The 16460-nt window shown below is 34.1% G+C and carries 10 protein-coding genes and 1 tRNA gene; 5 read left to right on the plus strand and 6 right to left on the minus strand.

Going from position 1 to position 16460, the window contains the following annotated elements; genetic code table 11:
* Positions 1–9: 9 nt before the first annotated feature.
* The gene (locus VGE71_RS14440) at positions 10–2421 is read right to left on the minus strand and encodes a TonB-dependent receptor domain-containing protein (protein WP_331138963.1); all 2412 of its coding nucleotides are present in this window, start codon (positions 2419–2421) and stop codon (positions 10–12) included.
* A gap of 245 nt (positions 2422–2666) precedes the next feature.
* Between VGE71_RS14440 and VGE71_RS14445 the strand changes: the two genes are divergently transcribed.
* Positions 2667–2948, plus strand: coding sequence for a hypothetical protein (locus VGE71_RS14445; RefSeq protein WP_331138964.1), 282 nt, complete (start codon positions 2667–2669; stop codon positions 2946–2948).
* Positions 2949–3085: 137 nt separating this feature from the next.
* Here VGE71_RS14445 and purL read toward each other — a convergent pair whose 3' ends face one another.
* The 3 genes from purL to VGE71_RS14460 all read right to left on the minus strand — a co-directional run bounded on the left by purL (position 3086) and on the right by VGE71_RS14460 (position 10663).
* Complete coding sequence (purL, locus tag VGE71_RS14450) at positions 3086–6739, minus strand: phosphoribosylformylglycinamidine synthase (protein WP_331138965.1); 3654 nt, start codon at positions 6737–6739, stop codon at positions 3086–3088.
* Between the two features lie 384 nt (positions 6740–7123).
* On the minus strand, positions 7124–8971 hold the full coding sequence (locus tag VGE71_RS14455) for an endonuclease (protein WP_331138966.1): 1848 nt from the start codon (positions 8969–8971) through the stop codon (positions 7124–7126).
* Positions 8972–9151: 180 nt separating this feature from the next.
* Entirely contained in the window at positions 9152–10663 is a 1512-nt protein-coding gene (locus tag VGE71_RS14460) for a hypothetical protein (RefSeq protein WP_331138967.1), read from the minus strand.
* 291 nt (positions 10664–10954) lie between these two features.
* On the opposite strand from VGE71_RS14460, the gene VGE71_RS14465 reads away from it, so the two are divergent.
* The 4 genes from VGE71_RS14465 (at position 10955) to VGE71_RS14480 (ending at position 13424) form a co-directional block, all read left to right on the plus strand.
* The gene (locus VGE71_RS14465; RefSeq protein WP_331138968.1) at positions 10955–11386 is read left to right on the plus strand and encodes a PaaI family thioesterase; all 432 of its coding nucleotides are present in this window, start codon (positions 10955–10957) and stop codon (positions 11384–11386) included.
* 3 nt (positions 11387–11389) lie between these two features.
* Positions 11390–12457 (plus strand): chorismate-binding protein, encoded by a 1068-nt coding sequence (locus tag VGE71_RS14470; RefSeq protein WP_331138969.1) that lies wholly within the window; start codon positions 11390–11392, stop codon positions 12455–12457.
* 97 nt (positions 12458–12554) lie between these two features.
* Entirely contained in the window at positions 12555–13271 is a 717-nt protein-coding gene (bshB1, locus tag VGE71_RS14475) for a bacillithiol biosynthesis deacetylase BshB1 (protein WP_331138970.1), read from the plus strand.
* A gap of 79 nt (positions 13272–13350) precedes the next feature.
* Positions 13351–13424, plus strand: a tRNA-His gene (locus VGE71_RS14480).
* Between the two features lie 218 nt (positions 13425–13642).
* Here the strand turns inward: VGE71_RS14480 and ypfJ are convergent.
* Both ypfJ and VGE71_RS14490 read right to left on the minus strand, forming a co-directional pair.
* Positions 13643–14497, minus strand: a complete 855-nt coding sequence (ypfJ, locus tag VGE71_RS14485; RefSeq protein WP_331138971.1) for a KPN_02809 family neutral zinc metallopeptidase — start codon at positions 14495–14497, stop codon at positions 13643–13645.
* Positions 14498–14664: 167 nt separating this feature from the next.
* Positions 14665–16460 (minus strand): response regulator (locus VGE71_RS14490; RefSeq protein WP_331138972.1); only part of this gene is annotated, 1796 nt, incomplete at its 5' end.

A 16460-nucleotide genomic window follows, 5' to 3' on the forward strand; every position in this document is an offset into this window, starting at 1 on the left:
ATTCCTTTTTTACTCTGTTGAAAATTGATTTTCGAGTAGCTTTTCCTTAAAATCAGATTTAAATGTATAAGCAAAAGTAACCATCAAAGCACGTGTGTCAGATTTTGAGGTTCTGTTGTTTCTAAATAATAATGTATTGTTTTTGTAACCACTTTCTAAAGTATTAAACATATCGGTTACAACCAATCCTAGACGTGCATTGCTTTTCCCTAATTTTTGCTGAAATCCTAAATCTACATTATAAATCGGAATTCTTTTGCCCTGCGCCGTTGCCACCGATGAATTGTAGTTTCCAATGATTTGAAGTTTTCCTCCTTTCCAGGGAGTAAAATTATTGATCAATTTTCCATACCAGCTAAAAGCATTGGTTACTGCGTCTTCTGCCTGATCCAAGTTTCCGGCATTAATATGCTGTTGGAAAGCCGTTAAACTGATGTTGGCATCGTAAAAAGAAAAAGGTTTTAAACTAAAAATCGTTTCAATTCCATAAGTAACTGTATTTCCTATATTTTGAGGCTGTAATAAAACCACTCCATTTTCCTGAAGAACCGAATATTGACGAATGGTATTATTCGCATTTCTATAAAATGCATTTCCAGATAAAGAATAAGTATTCCAGTCTTTATTATAATTTAATTCTACGATATGAATAATTTCAGGTTTTAAATACGGATTTCCTCCATGCGGATTCAAGGCATCTGTGATATCAACAAACGGATTTAAATCATCTAAATCTGGTCGATTGATACGTTTGCTGTAACCAAATTTTATAAATTCATCTGATTGTAAATTCAGTTGAACAAAGGCTGAAGGAAAAAGTTTTAAATAATTGTTTGAAAAATTATTATTCCCATTTTCCGTTTTTCCATTATTGTTGACTTGTTCTGCACGAAGTCCCAAATTGTATTTCCATTTCTGATTGTCTTTAGAGCCAGAATACGAATTTAAAAGTCCGTAAAACGCATTGATCTGTTCGTTAAAATCAAAAATATTACTGGTCAACGGGTTAATTACATATTCATTATTGACTAAATCTGCGCTTTGAAAATCGGAATTAAAAAATCTGAAAGTTCCTTTATATCCTGTTTCAATTATTGATTTTTCAGAAATAGGGAAGCTATAGTTTAAGATTGCATTCGAAATATTTTCTTTTGAATAATTATGTGTTTTCTGCCAGAAAGTATCCCCAATCTGCATTTCGTTTTGATCATAATTATTGGTATCAATATTGGTGTTTTCTCTTCCAAAATTAAAAGAAGTAGTAAGACTTGCATTTAAACTTTTTCGTTCATCAGAAAATTTTCGGTCATAATTAAAAGCCATTTCTGCTGCTTTTTCTTTTTGAATTTCCATAGAATGACGTTGATTTCCTGAGAAAAAGGCATCAGAATTATTGAAGATATCAGTTTTTAGAGTCTCATTGTTATCTTTGTTTTCAAGACTACCCAATGCTTCAAAAGAAAAAGTATTTCTTTCATTTGGCGAAAAATCAACATTAAATTTTAAGTTTTGTAAGCCTTCTGTTCGTTCATCGCTTCGATCTTGATGAATGTAATGTTCGTCTTCAATAAAATAATTTGTTCGATCGCCTTTTATGCTTTTAGTTCTTCCTGCAAAACGATTATCGTAAGCAAGTCCGATGTTCCATTTATCTGTTTTCTGATTTAAAAGTACCGAACTGCTTAATCGCCCTTTTGCTCCAAAACCGCCGCCAAGGACCGCCGCTCCGTTGATTCCGTTTAAATTGTTTTTTTTGAGTTTAATATTGATAATACCACTTTCTGCATTTGCATCGTATTTTGCCGTTGGACTTGTAATAATTTCGATACTTTCAATACTACTGGCCGGAATCTGATCCATATTTGTGATGGCAGAGTTTTTTCCGTTAATTAAAATCAGAGGTTTTTTTCCTCTTAAAGTAATCGCATCATCAGCATCGACAGCAACAGTCGGAATATTTTTTAGCATATCAATGGCTGTTCCTCCAGATTGTGAAATATTAGAAACAGCATTAAAAACAAAACCTTCATTTGTTTTCTGAATCTGTTTTTTCTGGGAAGTTACTACAACAGTATTCAGCAATTTAGCATCTTCTTGTAATACAATGTTTCCAATTGAAATGGAGTTTCCAGTATATTTTACTTTTTGAGAGAATGTTTTAAAACCAATTAATTTAAGTTTTAAGATGTAATCGGCTGGATTAATATTTTCGAGAATAAATTTTCCGGAAGAATCTGTAATGGCATATGCAACAGTTTTGGTCGTATCTGTAACAGGTTTTAACGCCACATCAACAAATTCGACTGGATTTTTTCCATCTGAAACAGTTCCGTTTATAGTATTTGTTTTTTGACTAAAAGAAGATTGATTTATTGCAAATAATAAAATTGCAACGACTAAATATTGATTCCATTTTTTCATATGACAAAGTTATTTATCGAATGAAATACAAGAGAATAAAGCGCCTTAAGATATTATTAAATTAGACTTAGGGCTTTTTAATGATTTACTTTAAATAAAATTAAGATGATAAAAAAAGGGATTTTTCCCCTTTTAAAAACGGGAATTTTCATGGTAGTTTTCAAAAATTCGAATCTTACTTTTATCCTCGTCAAAATGCGGAGGCCGAAAAGCAAAAGAGTAGGCGTTACCTAGAATAAAATAATATGGAAACTGCTTTCTTCTTAGCGATGGGTTGGTGTGGGACAAAATATCCGGGCTGGTGGCGTAAATTTTTAAAGAAACCACCATTTCCTGAACCAGAACCATGGTGGGTTATTTCAACAATTGGTTTAGGTTTAATTGCCGGACTGGCTGGTGGAACTATTTTTAGTGTGGTAATTCGGGAAAGTCAGTTCTTTTCTGGACAGGCCGCAATTGCCTCCGGATTATTTGCTTTTGGAACGGCTAATATAGTTACCGGAATTGCTTCAGCTTTTAAAGATTAAGGATAAAAATATCTCGACCATTTGGGGATAGTGTTGAGGTATTTCCCTGCCACGAATGAGCGTAAGTTAGTTTGTGTGATTCGTGGCAAAAAAAAAGCGCTCGATAAATTCGAGCGCTTCCTTATTAAAAATATAATTTAGTTTTTCTCAATCCATTTTCTTGCATTGACAAAAGCTTCGTGCCAAGGAGTAACCTCGTCGTTTCTATCTTTTGCATAATGCGCCCAGTTCCATTGGAAAGTCGAACGCTCAATATGAGGCATCATAACCAAGTGTCTTCCGGTTTTGTCACACATCATTGCAGTGTTGTAATCAGAACCGTTAGGGTTTGCCGGATATCCTTCGTAAGCATATTTCGAAACAATGTTGTATTGGTCTTCTGCGTAAGGCAATTTGAATTTACCTTCTCCGTGAGAAACCCAAACGCCTAAAGTACTTCCTGCTAAAGTCGATAACATTACAGAATTATTTTCTTGAACTGTTACAGAAGTAAAAATACTTTCGTGTTTTTGACTTTCATTATGGTGCATTTTTCCGTGAACTTCGTGTTCTGGATTAATAACTTCTAATTCCATAAACAACTGACATCCATTACAGATTCCAACAGATAAAGTATCTTCTCTTTTGAAGAAATTATCTAAAGCTGTTTTTGCTTTTTCGTTGTATAAGAAAGCTCCAGCCCAACCTTTAGCAGAACCTAAAACGTCAGAGTTAGAGAATCCGCCTACAGCTCCAATGAACTGAATATCTTCTAAAGTTTCACGTCCAGAAATTAAATCTGTCATGTGAACGTCTTTTACGTCAAATCCAGCCAAGTACATTGCGTTTGCCATTTCACGCTCAGAATTACTTCCTTTTTCACGAATAATCGCCGCTTTTGGTCTTGGTTTAGAATTGTCGATTTCTGGTTTCTTTCCTGTAAAATGTGCAGGGAAAGTATAGTTTAAAACTTGATTTTTATAGTTTTCGAAACGTGCTTTCGCAGTTCCGTTTTTAGATTGTTTTTGATCTAGCAAATAAGAAGTTTCAAACCAAACATCTCTGTAAGTTGGAATATCCAATTTATAAGTTCCAAATTCCAAACTTGCAGATTCTTGAACTGAACCTAATTTGAAGAATTCGATGTTGTTAGAGTTTAATTTAGCTTCAACTGTTGCATCAGATTTTGCTTGGAATACAATTCCGATGTTTTCTGCGAAAAGGATTTTCAATAAGTCTTTTTCCGCGAAAGCGCTGAAATCAATTTTAGCTCCAAGATTTACATCAGCAAAACACATTTCTAATAAAGTAGTGATCAAACCACCGCTTCCGATATCGTGTCCCGCTAAGATTTGGCTTTCGCCGATTAATTCCTGAACTGTATTAAAAGCATTTTTAAAGAAAGCTGAATCTTTAATAGTTGAAGTTTCGTTTCCGATTGTATTTCTGATTTGTGCAAAAGATGAACCTCCTAATTTGAAATCATCTTGAGACAAATTGATATAATAAATTGAATCTCCGTCTTTTTGTAAAACAGGCTCAACTACTTTTCTGATATCTGTACAGTTTCCAGCTGCAGAAATAATAACCGTTCCTGGCGCAATTACTTCGTCGTTTGGATATTTTTGTTTCATTGAAAGTGAATCTTTTCCAGTCGGAATGTTGATTCCCAATTCAATTGCAAATTCAGAACATCCTTCAACTGCAGCGTACAAACGAGCGTCTTCACCTTCGTTTTTACAAGCCCACATCCAGTTTGCAGATAATGAAACCCCTTTTAACTGATCTTTAATTGGGGCCCAGATAATGTTTGATAACGATTCTGCAATCGCATTTCTAGAACCCGCAACAGGATCAATCAAAGCAGCGATAGGAGCGTGCCCGATAGAAGTTGCGATTCCTTCTTTTCCTAAATAATCCAAAGCCATTACACCCACATTGTTCAATGGCAATTGTAACGGACCTGCATTTTGCTGTTTAGCCACTCTTCCTCCAACACAACGGTCAACTTTGTTTGTCAACCAGTCTTTTGAAGCAACAGCCTCTAAACGTAAAACATCTTTTAAATAGCTTTCAAAATCTCCTGCGTTGTAAGCAACGTCAGCATATTTTCTATCTACTTTTTTATCTGTCAAGATGGTTTTTGGAGAACTTCCAAAGAAATCTTCCAAAGCATAATCCATTGGTTTAGAACCGTTAGATTTTGATTCGAATGTAAAACGGTGATCTCCCGTTACATCTCCAACCTCGTACATTGGAGAACGCTCTCTGTCAGCGATTCTTTGTAAAGTATCGATATCTTTTTGACCGATAACTAATCCCATTCTTTCTTGAGATTCATTACCAATAATTTCTTTTGCAGAAAGAGTTGGGTCGCCAACAGGTAATTTGTCTAAATCGATTAAACCTCCAGTTTCTTCCACTAATTCAGAAAGACAATTTAAGTGACCGCCCGCACCGTGATCGTGAATAGAAACAATTGGATTATTGTCGCTTTCTACTAAACCACGGATGGCATTTGCAGCACGTTTTTGCATTTCTGGGTTTGAACGCTGAATCGCATTCAACTCAATTCCTGAACCAAAAGCTCCTGTATCTGCAGAAGAAACCGCAGCACCACCCATTCCGATTCTATAATTTTCTCCACCAAGAATAACAATTTTATCGCCTTCTTGTGGTTTGTTTTTGATCGCTTGATTTAATTTTCCGTATCCAATTCCACCCGCTTGCATGATTACTTTATCGTAACCAATTTTTCTGTTTTCTTCTTCGTGTTCGAAAGTTAAAACAGAACCTGTAATAAGTGGCTGTCCAAATTTATTTCCGAAATCTGAAGCTCCGTTTGAAGCTTTGATCAAAATATCCATTGGTGTTTGGTACAACCATTTTCTTTCTTCAACTGCATTTTCCCATTTTCTGTCGTTGTTCAAACGAGAATATGAAGTCATGTAAACAGCAGTTCCAGCTAAAGGAAGTGAACCTTGTCCTCCTGCTAAACGGTCGCGGATTTCTCCTCCCGATCCTGTAGCAGCACCGTTGAAAGGTTCAACAGTTGTTGGAAAATTGTGTGTTTCGGCTTTTAAAGATAAAACCGAATCAAATTCTTTTATTTCGTAAAAATCAGGTTTATCAGCCGATTTTGGTGCAAATTGCTGCACTTTTGGTCCTTTTACAAAAGCAACGTTGTCTTTGTAAGCAGAAACAATATCGTTAGGATTTTCCTGAGATGTTTTTTTGATTAATTTGAAAAGAGAAGTTTCTTTTTCTTCGCCATCGATAACAAAAGTTCCGTTGAAAATTTTGTGACGGCAGTGCTCTGAATTCGCTTGAGAAAAAGCAAAAATCTCAGAGTCAGTTAATTTTCTTCCAAGTTTAGTCGAAAGATTGTTTAAGTATTCAACTTCTTCTTCGCTTAAAGCTAAACCTTCAACTTTGTTGTAAGCTGCAATATCATCAATCTCCAAAATTGGTTCTGGCTGAATGTTGATAGTGAAGATTTCTTGATCTAATTCGTTGAATTTTTGAGAAAGCATCGGATCAAAATCATTGAAATCTTCCGTTGCAGGATGAAATTCTTCGATTCTGATAATACCTGAAATACCCATATTTTGAGTAATTTCTACAGCATTTGTACTCCAAGGTGTAATCATTGTAGCGCGTGGACCAACGAAGAAACCAGTCAAAGCTGATTTTTCGATTTTACTCGCGTCAGCAAAAAGCCAGTTTAATTTTGAAATGTCTTGAGCTGAAATTTCGTTTTGCGTTTGTACCGCAAAAACAGTTTTGCTTTGGTTTTCAAAGAAATGGATCATTTGTGTAGTTTGTTGTATTGAGCTGCAAATTTAATGTAAATAAATAGTAAGCGCAAATTTGGAAACCATCTCTTTTCAAAAAAAATGAAATTGCTTTTTTCTTGCATTTTTTCTACCAAAAAGACGCAAAATCAAGAAGTTTCGGACTTTTTGAAAATTTAAAGATTTAATAAAATTTCTTTTTTGATAAGCACTGTTATATTAAACTTTTAGAAAGGAAAAAATTAAAATTTAAACTTCATTTTCGAATGTTTGTTTGAAAATTAATTTGCAAAATTTACGAAACTTGAGAATAAATTAAAAAAGAACATTTCTGAAAAATGACCATATTGAGACAAAAAAAGCGGCAATTTTGCCGCTTTTGTATAAATGATAATCTAGTTTTTAGTTAACTATGATTTTTTTATTGCTCGATTTTGAACCTTGAATGATACGAACGATATATATTCCTTTAGGAATATTGTTTACTGTGATCGAAGAAGAATCGTTGTTTTCTTTTGTAAATATTTTTTGTCCTAAAATGGATAAAATTTCAATATTTGATGTTTCTTCTGAATCGTTTAATTGAATTGTAAAATTCCCATTTGAAGGATTTGGATAAATAGAAAATGTAGTAGAATCAAAATCTCCTGTTCCTAAATTGGCTAACGTGTGACTTCCTAATCCATCGCATTTGTCTTTTGCATACACATCCCATTCTCCGGCTTTGTCGAAAGTAGTGTTTGGTGAAGAAACGGTAGGTTTTCTTCTTAAAGTTTCATCGATAGAAAAATTGGCTGTATTTCCTAATGTTCCAATAATATCAATTAAAACATCGTTTTTGAATAATCCGATCGGATCGTTTCCATTAAATTGAAGTTCAGCTGCACCGCTTGATAAATTTGCATTTGCTGGAGGAAAACAAGTTGCAGTTCCCTGACTGTAAGCAATAACATATGATGCTCCTTGAGCTAAAGTTCCAGTAAGTGCTAATCCTGCTGTCGATGTCCACGGACCAGCTCCATTTACTTGTTTTTTGATTGTATATTGTGTTAGGTCAACAGTGTTTCCTGTAAAGTTTGAAACTTCTAAATATTTGTTGTTGCCAGAACCTTCAATATATTCTGAAAAGAAAATTTCATTTGCAATTGTTCCGCCTCCAGTAGATTCAGAAGTACTTCCATTAACAGAAGTACTTGCAGTCGATAAATTGTTTGAAGTGTCTTTGGCTACTACATAAAAAGAATAAGTTGTTGATGCAGTTAAGCCAGTGACAGTAGCGGTTGTTCCAGTTTCATTTTGTTTGAAAATTCCGTTTACATAAACAGCATAACCAGAAATTCCAACATTATCTGTAGCAGCCGACCAGCTCAAACTAATCGTATTTGAAGTGCTTGCTGTAACAGTTAAATTTAAAGGAGTGGTTGGAGGAGTAGTGTCGTCTGCTTCTGTTGTCCAGATTGCCTCTACATATTCCGGATGATCAATAAACGGATTTCTATTATTTTGACGGGCATAAATGGCATTGTTTCGGGCAATTTCCCTAGCATTTACGGGATCTTGTTTGTGCCAAGCAATTAGCATACTTAAAAATGCAGGGGTAAAAACTTTGTTTGCTGTTCCGTTAAACATTGGGTAAGAATATCCAGCAATGGTGTTTTCATAACGCGTTGCAAAGTAAAAATACATTCGGGCAATATCACCTTTGAATTCATCGATTGGTTCAAAAACAGTTCCCGAATATCCAGAAATTGAACTTGATCCTAATTTGCTCCCGTTTAGAGAGGTGTAAGTTGCTGTTCCAACATTTCCGTGAGGATAATTAGAGCGCATTCCGTTTACTTTTCCATCAGTTGGAGTAATGAAATGTGCATCGGCAACCATTGGAGATTTTTCATCAAAAACAGATTGAGGAATAATATGTTCTCTATTGTAACAATCACCTTCGACAGCATAATTACCACATCTCTGCGTAGTAGCAATACTATAAGTATAAGGATCGGTTCCAGATGGATTTTCAGAATACATATCTAAAACAGATCCGTCATTTTCGTAAAAATTATCAATATCCGAAGTCGCATAGGTAGTGTATAAACCTGCGTACCCATTATCAGTATGTCCTTTTATGATATTGTATAATTGTGTTTTTAAAGTATAGCCAGTGCCAGTTGCAGTATCATAATATCCCGTTGGAATTTGTGCAAAAGCAGAAGTAAGGGCGAAAAAAAGTAAAAAAAAGTAGTTTTTTTTCATAAATAAATAAGTTGAGATTGGGGAATCTTTAAAATGTAATAATGTTTTTTATGTAGAAATTTAATTCCAGACAAGATTACAGTTTTAATGAAAAAAACATGTTAAGCCATGATTATTTTTTGACTTTCAGCGCCAAAAGAATCCTATTATGAAAAACGTCTATCTCAACTTTTAAATGATCTATTTCGGAAAGTCCTGACTCTGATAAGCTCCTAAATCAGGAGGAGAAGTCCTGGCAATTCCTAAAATATCTGTCGTAATGATATATGCCTGATTTCCTTTCGCGAAAGCGGAAGAAGTTTTATCAATATTGAATTTATTTTGAGAAGCATTATAATATTTCGGATTTTCATTCAAAATAATGTTTGTGTAATGTTCCGTGTCAGTTTTAAATTGATAATCAGGATTTGTGGTAGAACTGCTGAATTTTACAAGACAATTGTTTAATTGATAAACAAAGGGAGCAGCTGTATTTTTACTCAAGTTAAATTCATTAGTAGCCGACCCGTAAATGATACAATTGTTAAAAGTTGCCTGAGTTAAGGCATTTGTTTCTGGAGTTGCTCCTGCCAGCGAATTACTTAAGCTTACAGCAAATTGAGATGGACCAGACCAATTATTGTTAAAAGTACAATGGGTAAATTTGTAATTTCCACCATAAATGACAGCTAAACTCGAAAGACCTGCATAATTAATGACAAGATTTTCTCCGATAAGTTGAGTGTTTTGTGCCAGAATTCCGTTTTCTACACAATTATAAATTTGCGAGTTTTTAATTGTAACAGTATTCAAAGGACTTCTGAAATCTAAACCGGTTACAGCATTTTTTAAAGTCAGATGATTAATGGAATGATTGGTACTTCCTTTTTCAAAAATCACCGATTTCCATTGTCCAGGAATATCAGAATAAAGGGATTCTAAACGGTCACCTTCGAAAATTACTTCGTTTTCTAATTTTTCACTTGTTGAAGCAGTTCCGTTAATTTGAAGTGAAGCATTTTTTCCAACGTATAAACCAGAATTAGCATGAAAATGTACTCGCGCACCAGCTTCAAAAGTTATCGTTTTGTTTTCTGGAACTCCAGCATATCCATAAATAACGTATGGTTTTTGTTTCGTGAAAAGAAGTTCATTTCCGTTTGTTGGATCATTTTCACTTAAATAAAATCCATCGACATCTTTGCCGTCAATTTTGATTTTTTCCTTTGTTCCATCTGGATTTTGATTCGGATATAAGAAAACGGCATCCTGAATTAAAGTAACTAAAGCAACTTCTTGAAGATTAGCACCACTGTCAAATTGGATTTCATCAATATATAAAAAATCAGTTGGATTGGCGTCTGTAATATCTGCCGTGGTTTCTATAAAGATGTATAAACTGTCTTTTGCTAAAAGCGTAACATCTTTAAAGATTTTCCCATCTGTTCCGCCCATTCCGTCAACAGTCATGCGGTATTTTGAACTTAAGCCTTTTTTGAATTGCACAACAGGAATCGAAATGTCGTTTTTACTTCGATTATACACTTTTAATTGATAAGTGCTGGAGCCAATATTTTTAAAAACGGTATCTAAATAAACAGTATCTCTAGAGAACTTCAAATTTCCATTACTGGCAACAGTATCAAAGTCAGTTCGGCAAGAACTGAAAGTTATAAGTATTGCAAGAATGAAAAGAGTAAAATATTGACGCATTTATATGTTTTTTTTGCCACTGATTGTAAGGATTAAAATGATTTTTTCGCCGCGAATTTCAATAATTCCCCGAATTAAATTAGGGTAAATTCGTGAAAATTGTGACAAACAAAAATTAATCTGTGCTAATCTGTGTAATCTGTGACTAAAAAAAGCCAAAGACTGATTCTGATTGTTTTTGTAAAAATAACAAAAAACCTACAGCTTTGAAGTTGAATTTTAAATTTTAGAATCGGATTTTAGATTTATGTCTTATCTTTCTTTAATTTTACGATTTTAAAGTTTATTTTAATGAATCATACAAAAGAGCAGATTTTGGCGCGCTGTAATGAGTTTTCTAAAAACACCTTAATGGAAACGCTAAAAATTGAATATATCGACGCCGGAGAAGATTTTTTAACTGCAAAAATGCCTGTAAATCCAAGTGTTCACCAACCAATGGGATTGCTTCATGGAGGCGCTTCTGTTGCTTTGGCAGAAAGCGTTGGAAGTGCCGCTTCTTTCTTTTTTATAAATCCAAAAGAGCACGAGGTAAGAGGTATCGAAATTTCGGCAAATCATCTAAAAAGTATTCGTGAAGGTTATGTTTTCGGAACAGCCAGAATTATTCATAAAGGTAGAAGTCTTCATCTTTGGGAAATTAAAATTACCGATGAAGAGGGGAACCTGGTTTCGCTTTGCAAACTGACGAATATGGTTTTGGATAGAAAGAAAAGTGAGTAAATTATGAATCCATTTTTCTTGAAAATTAAAAATCATAAAGAGCAAAATTTACCTTTTGTACTTTATTCAAAGCCCAACACAGAAAACTATGTTGGCATTTTACAACAAAATAACACGTTACATACTGTTTCTGATTACAGCGAAAAAGGTTTTGTTTTTGCCTCTTTTGATGAAAAACAACTAGTTCTGATTCCAGAAAATGAATCGGAAATTATTACTGCCGAAAAAGAAACAACTTCATTCGAACCAATCGAAATTGATGATTTAAGTTTTGATCCTGAAGCTAAATTTCAATACGAATATTTAGTTGCCCAAGGAATTCAAGCCATAAAAAATGAAGAATTCAAAAAAGTGGTTTTATCGCGAAGCGAAGAAGTGTCTTTGTCTGAATTTGATTTTGTTGAAACTTTTCAGCATTTGGTTCAATTGTATCCTGCTACTTTTTGTTATTGTTTTTTTCATCCAAAAATCGGACTTTGGATGGGAGCAACTCCTGAAAAGTTGTTGAAAGCAAATGGAAATGCTTTTGAAACCATGGCTTTAGCGGGAACACAAAAAGATAATCAGGAAACTGAAATTGTGTGGCAACAGAAAGAAAAAGATGAACAGCAGTTTGTAACTGATTTTATCGTAAAAAGACTTCGAGAATTTACAGCTTCGGTTGTAGTTTCTGAACCTTATAGTTTAAAAGCGGGATCGATCTGGCATATTAAAACGGATATTTCTGGAGTTTTAAAGGAGAATTCAACTTTAGAAGAAGTTATCGATACTTTACACCCAACACCAGCCGTTTGCGGACTTCCAAAAAAGAAATCAAAAGTATTTATTTTAGAAAATGAAAATTACGACAGGACTTTCTATACGGGTTTTCTGGGTGAATTAAACAGCACTTTTACAGAAACTAATACGAGTTCTGATTTATTCGTAAATTTACGATGCATGCAGATTCAGGAAGATAAAGCTATTTTGTACATGGGCTGCGGTATCACAAAAGAAAGTATTCCTGAGAAAGAATGGGAAGAAAGCGTCAACAAGTCGATGACAATGAAAAGAGTATTAAAAACAAAATGAAAATAAAGTTCTCGGTCGCAGTCACGGTATTCAGTTTTTACGCTGACTAAATAAGATACTTTGACTGCGACTGAAAACGGTGACTAAAATATAAACAATGAAACTAGATATATTAGCATTTGGTGCACATCCCGACGATGTAGAATTAGGTTGTGCTGGAACAATTTTAAAAGAAGTTTCCCTTGGGAAAAAAGTAGGGATTGTAGATTTAACACGTGGCGAATTAGGAACGCGCGGTACGGCAGAAACCAGAGATCAGGAAGCAAAAGATGCTGCAAAGATTTTAGGGGTTTTAGTACGTGAAAATTTAGCGATGCGTGATGGATTTTTCGTTAACGACGAAAAACATCAATTAGAAGTCATTAAAATGATTCGTAAATACAAACCTGAGATTGTATTGTGTAATGCAATCGACGATCGCCATATTGATCACGGAAAAGGAAGTAAATTAGTTTCTGATGCTTGTTTTCTTTCGGGTTTAATGAAAATTGAGACTACAGTTGATGGAGAAAAACAAGAAGCATGGAGACCTAAAGTAGTGTATCATTATATTCAATGGAAAAATATTACTCCAGATTTCGTTGTGGACATTACAGGATTTGAAGAAAAGAAAGTAGAAGCGATTATGGCCTATAAAACGCAATTTTACGATCCGAATTCAAATGAACCTGCAACACCAATTACGAGTAAAAACTTTTTCGAAAGCTTAAATTATCGTGCGCAGGACTTAGGAAGACTGGTTGGGAAGGATTTTGCAGAAGGATTTACAGTTGAAAGATGTTTGGCAGTCAATAGCTTAGAAAATTTGATTTAATTTTTATGAAAATTTTTCATTTTTTTCTTTGTAGAACTAAACCTTTGTTCTATATTTGCACTCGCTAAGCAGAAAAATGGTGGTTGTAGCTCAGCTGGTTAGAGTAGCGGTTTGTGGTGCCGCGGGTCGCCGGTTCGAACCCGGTCAGCCACCCAGATAGAAAGCCTTGAAGAAATTCAAGGCTTTTTTTGTATTTATATTTTTTTGAACCATATAATTTCATATAAGTAATTTAAGTTTTACTTCTTTGTAATAAGCCTAATTTAAATCATATCTAAAATGAACTTATATTACTTATATGGTTTAAATAAAAAAAGCACGACGATTAAGTCATGCTTTTCTGGTGGTTAAAATATTTGGTTTTTATTGGATTATCTGATTTCTTCAAATGTAGTTCCTTGTTTAATGTCTCCGGTTTTGTATCCTTTCTTAAACCAATACATTCTTTGTTCTGAAGTTCCGTGTGTAAAAGAATCTGGAACAACATGTCCCTGCATTTTACTCTGAATCGCGTCGTCACCGACAGCATTTGCAGCACTTAACGCTTCTTCAATATCGCCAGTGTCTAAATTTTCCTGATTGTAATGTGCCCAAACTCCAGCATAAAAATCGGCTTGTAATTCTAAGGCTACAGATAATTTGTTGGCCTGAGCTTCGCTTTTTCCTTGTTGCTCTTGACGCATTTTTGCAGACGTTCCAAGTAAAGTTTGTATATGGTGACCAATTTCATGTGCAATTACATAAGCAATCGCAAAATCACCTCCTTTTGCGCCAAATTTTGTTTTCAATTCTTCAAAAAAACCAAGATCCATATAGACTTTTCGGTCACCTGGACAATAAAATGGTCCTGATGCTGATGAGGCACCTCCACATGCGGTTTGAACTCCTCCTTTAAAAAGTACTAATTTTGGTTTTTCGTAGGTCATACCATGTTCTGCGAAAATCTTGCTCCAAATGTCTTCGTTATCTGCTAAAACAACTCTAACAAAATCCCCCATTTTTTTATCTTCCTCGCTTAATGGAGCAGCAGCTTCTGTTTGTTGTGATTGCCCGCCTTGCATTTGTTCCAAAATTGGAGCTATTTGCTGTCCAGTTTCGCCACCAAAAACATTAAGTAGTAAAATAATAATCCCAATAACTCCACCACCGACTAATGCTTTGCCGCCGCCAGAAATTGATCTTCGATCTTCTACGTTATCACTTTGTCTTCTGCCTTGCCATTTCATATTGAATTGTATTTTAATTTATTATCAAAAGGGTTGTACGAATTTATAGATTTTTTATGATAAAATTTAGCTTTAGATAGATTTTAGTTTTCAGCCGTAGCTGCAGTCTCAGTCACGGTTAATGGTTTTTGTTGAAAACTGAGACTTCGACTGTAAACTAAAAAAAATTAGCCAAGCCACTTAATTAAGGTTTCTTCAACACTTCCTTTCATGATTGGTTTGGAAATGTAGTCGTCCATTCCAGCAGAAATACATTTGTTTTTTTCGTCTTTTTCAGCTCCTGCAGTAACTGCAATAATAGGAATATCGCGTCCTTTTTTAGTATTTCGTATGGCTCTTGTGGTTTCATAGCCATTCATAATCGGCATCTGAATATCCATAAAAACAATAGTTGGGTTTATTTTTTCAAACTGTTGGATGGCTTCATATCCATTTTCGCATTCATGGATGTAAGCATTATTGTAAAGATTTTTTATAATTGTTTTGAGAAGCAACATGTTTACTTTATTGTCTTCCACAATTAAAAAAGTAATATTGTTTTCATTAGGTTCAGTATTTTCAGAATCTACTTCAATGTTTAAGCTTTTGAGTTCTGCATTGTATTTATCAGTGATGCTTTGGTTGCTTGTTTTCAAATTTAAATCGAAGAAGAAATTGCTTCCTTCGTTAATTTTGCTTTCAAGTTGTAAACGGCTTTCCATTAAAGCCAGCAGCTGGTTTGAAATGGTAAGACCTAAACCGGTTCCTCCAAATTTTCTCGTTGTAGAGCTATCTTCCTGCGAAAATGCTTTAAAAATTTTCTTTTGATTCTTTTCAAGAATACCAATTCCTGTATCCACTACAGAAAAACGAATGATGTAATTGTTGTTTTTCTTTTTTTCTAAAACAGAGACATTTAGTTTTATAGAACCTTCAGTTGTAAATTTTACAGCATTTGAAAGAAGATTAATCAGGATTTGTTTGATTCTGACAATATCAGTCCAGATGTATTTAGGAACATCAGGATCAATGTTGAGTTCAAGTTCAAGATTCTTTTGATTGGATTCGTAAACAATTAGATCAAAGACTTGTCCTAAGACCTTTTTAATGTCATAAAGATCAATAAAAAGCTCTAGTTTTCCAGCTTCAATTTTAGAAAAATCCAGTATGTCGTTAATGATTTCAAGAAGCGAATGCGCCGATTGATTAATGGTTGTCATGTATTTCTCCTGAATTTCCTCCAGCTCTGTTTTCATCAACAAATGTGTAAATCCGATAATTCCGTTAAGAGGAGTTCTGATTTCATGAGACATATTGGCTAAGAAATCAGATTTAGATTTGTTTGCTGCTTCTGCTAATTGTTTTGCTTTTATGGCGTCTTCAATTTCTTTTTTGTTGGTAATGTCAAAGTAGATTCCTCCAACAAATTCAATTTCATCGTCTCTTTTTATTACATCTCCAAATTCTTCCACCCAAATGTATTCGCCCGATTTGCGTTTTATACGGTACACATTATGTAAAGGGATTCCTTTTTGTAGATTGTCAATTTGGTTGTTTATCACTTCTTCTTTATCATCATGGTGAATAAGAGAAAGAAACGATAAATTATTTTCTATAAATTCTGATTTTGAATATCCAGTTAAATTTAAGACTTCATCATTTAGGAAGATTTTGGTAGAGAAAGCGTCAAATTTTGATAAATAAACTGTTCCTGGAATATTGTTGGCAATTAGTTTGAATTTTTCTTCACTTTCAACAATTTTAGTTTCATTTCGATTTCTTTCTAAGGCAGATGAAATGTTATTGGCCAATACCTGAAAAATATAAATTTCTTCTTCAGACCAATTTTTTTCTTTGGTACAATCATCAAAACCAATAAAACCAGTAAAAATATCATTGATATAAAGTGGTAAAATCAAAATAGATTTGATTTCATTATTGATTAAAAGTGTCTTGAAAAAACCTTCGTCTAAGTTGCGGGTTA

Origin of the sequence: Flavobacterium sp., assembly GCF_036405015.1 — a bacterium.
Classification (GTDB): Bacteria; Bacteroidota; Bacteroidia; order Flavobacteriales; family Flavobacteriaceae; genus Flavobacterium.

Coding starts and splice junctions, on each gene's coding strand:
- VGE71_RS14460 (WP_331138967.1), bottom strand. CDS start 10,663: ATGCGTCAATATTTTACTCTTTTCATTCTTGCAATACTTATAACTTTC.
- VGE71_RS14445 (WP_331138964.1), top strand. CDS start 2,667: ATGGAAACTGCTTTCTTCTTAGCGATGGGTTGGTGTGGGACAAAATAT.
- VGE71_RS14455 (WP_331138966.1), bottom strand. CDS start 8,971: ATGAAAAAAAACTACTTTTTTTTACTTTTTTTCGCCCTTACTTCTGCT.
- purL (WP_331138965.1), bottom strand. CDS start 6,739: ATGATCCATTTCTTTGAAAACCAAAGCAAAACTGTTTTTGCGGTACAA.
- VGE71_RS14465 (WP_331138968.1), top strand. CDS start 10,955: ATGAATCATACAAAAGAGCAGATTTTGGCGCGCTGTAATGAGTTTTCT.
- ypfJ (WP_331138971.1), bottom strand. CDS start 14,497: ATGAAATGGCAAGGCAGAAGACAAAGTGATAACGTAGAAGATCGAAGA.
- VGE71_RS14440 (WP_331138963.1), bottom strand. CDS start 2,421: ATGAAAAAATGGAATCAATATTTAGTCGTTGCAATTTTATTATTTGCA.
- bshB1 (WP_331138970.1), top strand. CDS start 12,555: ATGAAACTAGATATATTAGCATTTGGTGCACATCCCGACGATGTAGAA.
- VGE71_RS14470 (WP_331138969.1), top strand. CDS start 11,390: ATGAATCCATTTTTCTTGAAAATTAAAAATCATAAAGAGCAAAATTTA.